Genomic DNA, 9,792 nt, shown 5'->3' with positions numbered 1-9,792 from the left:
CATCACCATTCTTTTCGGCGGCACCAGTAAGGAGCGATTGGTTTCCGTCGCTTCCGCCCAGGCGCTGCATGCGGCGTTGCCGGACGCCGATCTGTGGTTTTGGGACGCGGATAACCGCGTCTATCCCACGAACTCCGAAGCGCTACTGACGCACACGCGCCCGTTCGAAGAGGCCTTCCATCCAACCACCGGCAGCCTGGGCGAGATCGAGCCGGCGCTCGATCTCGCCGCTGCCGAGCAGCGGCTGATGTTGCTGGCGCTGCACGGCGGCGCCGCCGAGAACGGCGAATTGCAGGCGATGTGCGAACTGCGCGGCGTACCGTTCACCGGTTCGGGCTCGGCTGCGTCGCATCTGGCCTTCGACAAGGTCGCGGCCAAGCGCTTTGCGGCCATTGCCGGGGTGAAGGCGCCGCTCGGCGTGACGCTCGCCGAGGCCGAGACCGCGCTCGAAGCGCACGGCCGGCTGATCGCCAAGCCGACTCGCGACGGGTCGAGCTACGGGCTGTTCTTCATCAATGCCAGGCAGGACCTCGTCGCGGTCCGTAACGCTGCCAAGACCGAGGACTATCTGATCGAGCCCTTCGTCGCCGGCATCGAGGCGACCTGCGGCGTGCTGGAGCAGGCCGACGGATCGCTGCTGGCGCTGCCGCCGATCGAGATCGTGCCGGCCGATGGCGGCTTCGACTACACCGCCAAATATCTCGCCAAGTCCACGCAGGAGATCTGCCCCGGCCGGTTCGAGCCGGACGTCGCCGCGACGATCATGGATTATGCGGTGAGGGCGCATCGGGCGATGTCGTGCCGCGGCTATTCGCGGTCCGACTTCATCGTAACCGCTGATGGACCGGTGTTCCTGGAGACCAATACGCTGCCTGGCCTGACCAAGGCTTCGCTGTATCCCAAGGCGCTGAAAACGCAGGGCATCGCGTTCCTGGACTTCCTGCACGGCCAGATCGCGCTGGCGGAGCGCCGGCTCCGCGGTTGAGGTCGGAGGCGGCGCAACCCTGGCGTCTCCGGGCGCCGAGCGGCCGGTCGCAAATCCTTCTCCGAACGCATCAAATTCGTCTGCGAAGCGGTGCGGTTTACCAATTGTTTACCAGGACGGCCGAAGGTCGAATTTGGTGGCGCGGTTGCGCTCGGTGAGCCGGACGTGGGCCGGAGCGTGTTCGCTTCGGGTCGCGCATGTGGGGCGGTTGGTCTGATCGGTGCGTGATCAGGGGCCGTTCTGGCGGCACCGAGATGTCGATCGTGCCGGAGCCCGGCCGGATTTGCGGGCACAACGAGTAACGAGCGCTGGCATGAACGGTGGGGGTCGTCTCGCCCAGTCTTCGCGACTGTCGAGGCTTCAATCTGACCTTTGGGCGGTTGCCGATGCGGTGACGGCGTTGGTGCGCCGGCGGCTGGCTCGGCGTAAACGCGCGGCGCCGTCGCCGCTCGATCGGCCGGTTCAGCCGAACGGCTTCATTGCGCTCGTCGAGAAGTATCTGCCGCATCGGACCGGCGTGGCTCTGACGGTGGTGATTTTGCTGGGCAGTGCCGGGCTGGGGGTCGTCAAAGGCGGCCATGTCGACGAGTTCGTTCAGGCGCTCGACGATGCCCGCAATGCGGCCGCCAACATCGCCGGTTTCCGCATTCATCGCGTCGCCATTGCCGGCCGCAAGCAGTTGACTCAGGACGAGGTGCTGGCGATCGGCGGCATCAGCGGCCGCTCGTCTCTGTTGTTCCTCGACGCCGCTGCGGTGCGCGACAAGCTCAAGGCCAATCCCTGGATCGCCGATGCGACGGTGATCAAGTTCTACCCGGGCGAACTACAGATCGACATCGTCGAGCGCTCGCCGTTTGCGCGATGGCAGCTCAACGGCCGGACCTCCGTCATCGCCGACGATGGTGCCGTGCTCGAGCCTTTCGTGGCCCAGCGTTTCCTGACGCTCCCGCTCGTGGTCGGCAAAGGCGCGGGGCCGCAGGCCAAGGATTTTTTGGCGCTGCTGGCGCGCTATCCGCGGGTGGCTTTGCAGACCCGCGCGGTGGCGCTGGTGGGAGAGCGGCGCTGGAACGTGTGGCTGTCCAACGGACTCGTTATCCGCCTGCCCGAGCAGGATGTCGGCAACGCGCTCGCCGACCTGAGCAAGGCCGATCAGGACGACAAGCTGTTCTCGCGTGACATCACCGCGATCGACATGCGGCTGGCCGACCGGCTGACGGTCCGTCTGTCCGACGACGCCTTCAAGGCGCGTGAGGATCTGTTCAAGGACAAGAAGCCGAAGAAGAAAGCGGGCGACGCGTGACCGGCATCGATCGCAGCATGACGCCTAAAACGCGACCGATGCCGCCGCATCGCACGGCGCTGGTCGCGTCGCTGGATATCGGAACCAGCAAGATCGCCTGCATGATCGCTCGGCTGAAGCCTTGCCCGCCGAAGGAAGCGCTGCGCGGCCGCAGCCACGCCGTCGAACTGCTCGGCTACAGCCAGATCCAGTCGCGCGGCGTCAAGGCCGGCGCGGTCATCGACATGGTCGAGTGCGAAAAGGCGATCCGCCACGCCGTCGCGCTCGCCGAGCGCATGGCCAAAGTGCGGGTCGAGTCGGTGCTGCTGTCGGTCTCTGCCGGCCGGCTGCAGGGGCAACTCATCGAGGCGACTTCGGATATCAAGGGGGGCGCCGTCACTGCCGCCGACGTCACCCGCGTCACCTCGACAGGGATGCACCATGCGACCGCGGCCGGCCGTGCCGTGCTGCACGCGTTGCCGGTCGGCTACACACTCGACGGCGTCAAAGGCATTCGCGATCCGCGTGGCATGGTGGCGGGCCAGTTCGGCGTCGACATGAATGTCGTCACGGCCGACGCCACGGTCGCCAAGAACCTGATGCTCGCGGTCGAGCGCTGCCATCTCAACGTCGAAGCAATGGCGGCGAGTCCTTATGTCGCAGGCCTGTCGGTTCTGACCGACGACGAGGTCGATCTCGGCGCCGCGCTGATCGAAATGGGGGCGGGGACGACCACCATCGCGGTCTACTCCGCCGGGCGTTTCGTACACGCCTCGGGCTTCGCCCTCGGTGGTCATCACATCACGATGGATCTCGCTCGCGGACTCAGCGCTTGCATTGCGGATGCCGAGCGAATCAAGACGTTATATGGCACGGTGCTGACCGGCGGTTCCGATGCGCGCGAGCTGATGTCGATCCCGGCTGCCGGGGACATTGAGCGGGATACTCCGCAAGTGATTTCTCGCGCGACGATCGCCAACATTATCCGGCATCGCGCCGAGGAGATATTCGAGATGGTCAGGGACCGCCTTGCGGAGTCGCCGTTCGCGGCAGAGCCGCGGGCTCGCGTGGTACTCAGCGGCGGCGCTTCCCAACTCACCGGCATTCCCGAATTGGCGACGCGCATTCTCGGCCGCACGGTGCGGGTCGGGCGTCCGCTTGGTTTCGGCCGGCTGCCGACCGAAGCGAAGAGCGCGTCGTTCGCGGTTCCTTCGGGACTGCTCGTCTACCCACAATACGCTCATCTCGAACACCTCGAGCCGCGGCATGCGCAACAAGTCCGCACGGCCGAGCGCCACGGTTACATCGGCAAGGTCGGCCGCTGGCTGCGCGAGGGGTTCTGATGATTTTCGTCCAGCTTACATCCACATTCACCCGTCGCTCCGGCCGCTCCTCCGGGCACCACGAACCTACGCGCGCGTAATCGAGAGGCACCCATGACCATCAACCTGAACGTCCCTGATATTCGCGAGCTGCGGCCCCGCATCACCGTGTTCGGCGTCGGCGGCGCCGGCGGCAATGCGGTCAACAACATGATCACCGCCGGCCTCGATGGCGTGGACTTCGTGGTCGCCAACACCGACGCGCAGGCGCTGACGATGTCGAAGGCGCAGCGGCTGATCCAGATGGGCACTCAGGTGACGCAGGGCCTCGGCGCCGGCTCGCAGCCGGACGTCGGCTCGGCCGCCGCGCAGGAAGTCATCGACGAAATCCGCGATCATCTGTCGGGCGCCAACATGGTGTTCGTCACCGCCGGCATGGGCGGTGGCACCGGCACCGGCGCTGCTCCGGTGATCGCCAAGGCGGCGCGCGAGATGGGCATCCTCACCGTCGGCGTCGTCACCAAGCCGTTCCACTTCGAAGGCGCGCGCCGGATGCGGACCGCTGAGTCCGGCATCACCGAGCTGCACAAAGTCGTCGATACGCTGCTGATCATCCCGAACCAGAATCTGTTCCGGGTCGCCAACGAGAAGACCACCTTCGCCGACGCCTTCGCGATGGCCGACCAGGTGCTGTATTCGGGCGTCGCCTGCATCACCGACCTGATGGTCAAGGAAGGCCTGATCAACCTCGACTTCGCCGACGTCCGCGCTGTGATGCGCGAGATGGGCAAGGCGATGATGGGCACCGGCGAAGCCTCCGGCGAGAAGCGCGCGCTGACCGCCGCCGAAGCCGCCATCGCCAATCCGCTGATCGACGACTCGTCGATGAAGGGCGCCCGTGGCCTGTTGATCTCGATCACCGGCGGCAAGGACCTGACGCTGTTCGAAGTCGACGAAGCCGCCACCCGCATTCGCGAGGAAGTCGATCAGGACGCCAACATCATCGTCGGCGCCACCTTCGACGAAAGCCTCGACGGCATCATCCGCGTGTCGGTCGTGGCGACCGGCATCGAGCAGGCTCAGTTGTCGCGCGCCGCCGGTTCGCTTTCGGCCGCTGCCACTCCAGTCGCGGCTCAGTCGGTCGGCGACAATCGCCTGGCCGAACTGACCGCCAAACTGCGTGCTGACAACCAGCGTATCGCCGAAGCCGCTGCCGCCCGTGCGGCGCAGGTCGCCGCGCCGGCCGCCGCCGGCGCTCCGCAGCGCTCGCCGAGCAATGTCGAGCGCGCTGCGCTCGCCGCAATCGCCGCCGCTGTCGGCAACGAGCCGATGCCGGCCGCTCAGGTGCCGCAGGCGCCCGTTGCGCCGGCTTCTTACGGCGACGTCACCGTGCGTCCGATCCCGCAGAAGCCGTCGCTGTTCCCCGATATCGAGCAGGCTCAGGCCGTGGCTGAAGAACCGGCGACGCCCGAGTCCTTCATTCCGCAGCAGGCCGAGCGCGCCGCCATGCGCGCGCCGCGGATGCCGCGGTTCGATGAACTGCCGGTGCCGGCTCAGAACGAAATCCGCCAGGCCCGTGGCGACGCCGACGACGATCATCCGCAAAAGCGGCTGTCCTTGCTGCAGCGTCTGGCCAACGGCCTCGGCCGCCGCGAGGACGAGCAGGAAGCCGTGGCTCCGGCCCGGACGGACGGCCCGCAGATGCCGGCGCTGCCGGAGCGCCGCCCGCAGCGCAGCGTCGCCGAGCAGATGGGCGGCCACCCCCCGGTGTCGGAGTATGCGAAGCGGCCGGCTCCGCAGGGCCTCGATTTGCACGGTAGGCCGGCACCTGTGGCCGCTGCGCCACAGGGCGACGACCATCTCGATATCCCCGCCTTCCTGCGCCGTCAGGCGACCTGATCGGACGGCAGAAGTTTGGCAATGTATTGGCCCGGGCAGGGGGACTGCCCGGGCCTTTTTGTGCGCGGGAGCGAGCGGTTAATCGTCTATTAAGACATTGAGTTCGTTATGTATTTTTCTACCGTTGGGTTTCCGGAACGAAAACGGGCCGGTCACGATTGGTTTCGAATTCGATTAAGCAGCGGCGGTAATGCGGCGGGTTTGGGGTAACAATCCGTAAAAAAGCGTGAGTTGGCGCGCTTTGAGGCAGTGCTATGGTCACTGGGACTTGGGGACGCACCCGATCGAGTCGCACCGGCCGAAAGGCCCGGTTTCGGTCGGAAAGTGGGTCAGTGGTGGGCAGTTTACTCATGAAATCCAGCCGGCAAACGACGCTGCGTTCGCAAGCCACCGTCACCGGTGTGGGCGTCCATTCGGGACGCCCCGTCAATCTGACCATCGGGCCCGCAGACATCAATGCGGGTTTTATTTTTGTCCGGACCGGACTTGAAGGCGCCGATCGTGAGATCCAGGCGACTGCAAAAGCGGTGGTGGCGACTGAGCTGGCAACCGTTCTTGGTGACGCCGACGGTCCGCTGGTCTCGACCGCCGAACACATTCTGGCCGCGCTGCGCGGCATGGGCATCGACAATGCCATCATCGAAGTCGACGGTCCGGAAGTTCCGATCATGGACGGCAGCGCCGCTCCGTTCGTCGCCGCGATCGAGCAGGCCGGCATTCGCGAGCAGGCCGCGCCGCGCCGCTTCATCCAGGTGCTGAAGCCGGTTCAGGTCGCCCAGGGCGAATCGTTCGGCGAGCTACGTCCTCATGCCGGCGGCTTCCGCGTCGAAGTCGAAATCGATTTCACCAATCCGCTGATCGGCAAGCAGAAATACGCGCTCGCCGTCGAGCCGGAGAACTTCCGCCGCGAAGTCTCAAGGGCCCGTACTTTCGGCCGGATGTCCGACGTGGCGCGGCTGTGGAGCATGGGCTACGCGCTCGGCGCCTCGTTCGAGAACTCGATCGTGTTCGACGAGGATCGCCTGCTCAACACCGAAGGCCTGCGCTATTCGGACGAATGCGCCCGCCACAAGTTGCTCGACGCCGTTGGCGACCTGGCGCTGGCCGGCCTGCCGCTGCTCGGCGCCTATCGCTCGGTGCGCGGCGGCCATAAGCTCAACCACGCGGTTCTGACGGCGCTGCTCGCCGACCGCAGCGCCTGGCGTATCGTCGAAGCCGAGCCGGCGCGCCGCGCCGTGCGTGGCCACGCCGAAGCGGTCACCGGCCTCGTCGGCGGCATGGTCGCCCCCGCCTATGGCCCGGACGTGTCCTAAGCGGCGACAGCTGCCTCATTGGCATTAACCAAGCTGCGTTGATCCTCACAGGTGCGCCGATTTGCTCGCCTTATTCCGGGCGGATTGGCTCCGTATCGGGTTTGGTTAAGCGACCATTTTCGGCTACACGAAGCGGGCGGTCGCAGCACGCATCCGGGCAGGGCGCTGGACGAAATCGCCGCGAGCCGGCCGCGTTGCCGGGGGCAGATCGTTTTCCATGGGATCGGGTTGGAATTGATGTCGGGACAGCGGATCACGCACGGACTGCGGAGCGGCTTTGCGGCCATCGGCAATGATCGCGCGCGTCGCGGGCTCTTCGCGCTGTGCGGCCTCGTCGTGCTGGCGCTGCCGCTCGCCGGCTGCGGCACCGGCGCGATCTTCGACAAATTCCTCGCCAAGGACGAAGACAAGTTCAACGACGAGCCGGCCGACAAGCTCTACAACGAGGGCCTGTTCCTGATGAATCAGGACAAGGATCCGAAGGCGGCCTCCAAGAAGTTCGAAGAAGTCGACCGCCAGCATCCGTATTCGGACTGGGCTCGTAAATCGCTGCTGATGTCCGCTTACGCGTTCTATCAGGCCGGCGACTACGACAGCTGCATCGGTTCGGCGACGCGTTATGTCACGCTGCATCCCGGCAGCCCGGACGCCGCCTACGCGCAGTATCTGATCGCCGCCTCGAACTACGACCAGATCCCTGATGTCTCGCGCGATCAGGGCCGCACCGAAAAGGCGATCGCGGCGCTCGAAGAGGTGATTCGCAAATATCCGACGTCCGAATACGCCAACAGCGCCAAGCAGAAGCTGGAAGGCGCCCGCGACCAGCTCGCCGGCAAGGAGATGGCGGTCGGCCGTTATTACATGGAGAGGCGCGACTACGCTGCGGCGATCAACCGCTTCAAGACTGTGGTGACGCGCTACCAGACCACCCGCCACGTCGAGGAGGCGCTGGCGCGCCTGACCGAAGCCTATATGGCGATCGGCATCGTCGGCGAGGCGCAGACCGCCGCTGCCGTGCTTGGCCACAATTTTCCTGACAGCCGCTGGTACAAAGACGCCTATAATCTTGTAAAATCCGGTGGACTCGAACCGGCCGAAAACAAGGGCTCCTGGATCTCGAAGTCGTTCAAGAAGCTCGGTCTGGGATAGGATCTTCCTCACATGCTTTCGCGCCTCTCGATCCGCGACATCGTGCTGATCGAACGGCTCGATATCGAGTTTGCGAAAGGCCTCGCCGTGCTGACCGGTGAGACCGGCGCCGGCAAGTCGATCCTGCTCGACGCCTTCGCGCTGGCGCTGGGCGGCCGCGGTGATGCTTCGCTGGTGCGCCACGGCGCCGAACATGGCCAGGTCACCGCTACCTTCGACGTCGCCAAGGACCATCCGGCGTTCGCGATCCTCAAAGCAAACGGCCTCGACGAACCAGTCGACGACGAAGCCGGCGAGCTGATCCTGCGCCGCGTTCAGCTCGGCGACGGCCGCACCCGCGCCTTCATCAACGATCAGTCGGTGAGCGTGCAGACGCTGAAGGCGGTCGGCGCGGCTCTGGTGGAAATCCATGGCCAGCATGACGAGCGCGCGCTGGTCGATGCCGCCACCCACCGCCGGCTCCTCGACGCCTTCGCCGGCCTGGAAAAGGATGTCGCCGCGGTCGAAACGCTGTGGGACGGCCGCCGCACCGCGCGCGCCGATCTAGACGCTCACCGTGCCGGCATGGAACGCGCCGCGCGCGAAGCCGACTATCTGCGCCATGCCTCCGACGAGCTGAAGCAGCTCGCGCCCAAGGACGGCGAGGAGACGGCGCTGGCGGAACGCCGCGCCACCATGATGCAGGGCGAGAAGATCGCCTCCGATCTGCGCGAGGCGCAGGAAGTCGTCGGCGGCCCGCATTCGCCGGTCAGCGCTCTCGCCGCCGCCGTGCGCCGGCTGGAGCGCCGTGCCGGCACAGCGCCGCAACTGATCGAGCCGGCCGTGAAAGCGATCGATGCCGCCATCAACGCGCTGGAAGAGGCCGACCAACATCTGAACGCTGCGCTGGCGGCGGCCGATTTCGATCCGCTCGAACTCGAGCGCATCGAGGAGCGGCTGTTCGCGCTGCGCGCCGCGGCGCGCAAATACTCGACGCCGGTCGATGGCCTCGCGGCGCTCGCCGCCAAATACGCCGCCGACGTGGCACTGATTGACGCTGGCGCCGGCAAGCTCAAGAAGCTGGAGCAGGCCGCCGCTGAAGCCGACGCGCGCTACGACGCGGCCGCCGCGAAACTCTCCGCCGCGCGGACCAAAGCCGCCGACAAGCTCAACAAGGCCGTCAACGGCGAACTGGCGCCGCTCAAGCTCGAACGCGCCAAGTTCATGACCCAGGTCGAGGCCGACGCCGCGACGCCGGGCCCGCAGGGCATCGACCGCGTCGAATTCTGGGTACAGACCAACCCCGGCACGCGGCCCGGGCCGATGATGAAAGTCGCCTCCGGCGGCGAGCTGTCGCGCTTCCTTCTGGCGCTGAAAGTGGTGCTGTCCGACAAGGGCTCGGCGCCGACGCTGGTGTTCGACGAGATCGACACCGGAGTGGGCGGCGCCGTCGCCGACGCCATCGGCGGCCGCCTGGCGCGACTGGCTTCGAAGGTTCAGGTGATGGCCGTCACCCACGCCCCGCAAGTCGCCGCCCGCGCCGACCAGCATCTGTTGATCTCCAAGGCCGCCCTCGACAAAGGCAAACGCGTCGCCACCCGCGTCGCCGCACTCGCCGACGACCACCGCCGCGAAGAAATCGCCCGCATGCTGGCGGGAGCGGAGATCACCGCCGAGGCAAGGGCTGCGGCGGACAGGCTGATCAAGGCGGCGGGGTAGCGGCGTCTCGCCAAGGCCCGGCGCGGCAGCCGGTGCCGAGATTCCGGGTTCGCGAGCTCCGCTCGCGCCCCGGAATGACTCGCGGAATGGCGATTCGCGTCACATTCCGTCATTCCGGGGCGCTCGCGAAGCGAGCGAACCCGGAAT

The 9,792-nt window shown here is 66.6% G+C and carries 7 protein-coding genes; all 7 read left to right on the top strand.

Annotation, left to right across the window (positions count from 1 at the left end; translation table 11 throughout):
* Window position 1 precedes the first annotated feature (1 nt).
* The 7 genes from I5M_RS04815 (at window position 2) to recN (ending at window position 9,645) form a co-directional block, all read left to right on the top strand.
* A complete protein-coding gene (locus tag I5M_RS04815; protein ID WP_022720372.1) occupies window positions 2-985 on the top strand; it encodes an ATP-grasp domain-containing protein in 984 nt (327 codons plus the stop codon).
* 313 nt (window positions 986-1,298) lie between these two features.
* Entirely contained in the window at window positions 1,299-2,285 is a 987-nt protein-coding gene (locus tag I5M_RS04810) for a cell division protein FtsQ/DivIB (protein ID WP_031335401.1), read from the top strand.
* Complete coding sequence (gene ftsA, locus I5M_RS04805) at window positions 2,282-3,607, top strand: cell division protein FtsA (protein WP_022720370.1); 1,326 nt, start codon at window positions 2,282-2,284, stop codon at window positions 3,605-3,607. The genes I5M_RS04810 and ftsA overlap by 4 nt, the downstream gene beginning before the upstream one ends.
* Before the next feature lie 93 nt (window positions 3,608-3,700).
* Window positions 3,701-5,485: a cell division protein FtsZ gene (ftsZ, locus tag I5M_RS04800; protein WP_022720369.1), complete on the top strand. Its 1,785-nt coding sequence runs from the start codon at window positions 3,701-3,703 to the stop codon at window positions 5,483-5,485.
* Between the two features lie 350 nt (window positions 5,486-5,835).
* Window positions 5,836-6,798 (top strand): UDP-3-O-acyl-N-acetylglucosamine deacetylase, encoded by a 963-nt coding sequence (gene lpxC, locus I5M_RS04795; protein ID WP_022720368.1) that lies wholly within the window; start codon window positions 5,836-5,838, stop codon window positions 6,796-6,798.
* Window positions 6,799-7,035: 237 nt separating this feature from the next.
* Window positions 7,036-7,947: an outer membrane protein assembly factor BamD gene (locus I5M_RS04790; protein WP_031335400.1), complete on the top strand. Its 912-nt coding sequence runs from the start codon at window positions 7,036-7,038 to the stop codon at window positions 7,945-7,947.
* Between the two features lie 12 nt (window positions 7,948-7,959).
* A complete protein-coding gene (gene recN / locus I5M_RS04785) occupies window positions 7,960-9,645 on the top strand; it encodes a DNA repair protein RecN (RefSeq protein ID WP_022720366.1) in 1,686 nt (561 codons plus the stop codon).
* Window positions 9,646-9,792 lie beyond the last annotated feature (147 nt).

It is taken from the genome of Rhodopseudomonas sp. B29 (assembly GCF_000333455.1).
Classification (GTDB): domain Bacteria; phylum Pseudomonadota; class Alphaproteobacteria; order Rhizobiales; family Xanthobacteraceae; genus Rhodopseudomonas.
The sequence above is the reverse complement of the archived record's forward strand: the minus strand, read 5'-3'. Positions and strand labels throughout refer to the sequence as shown.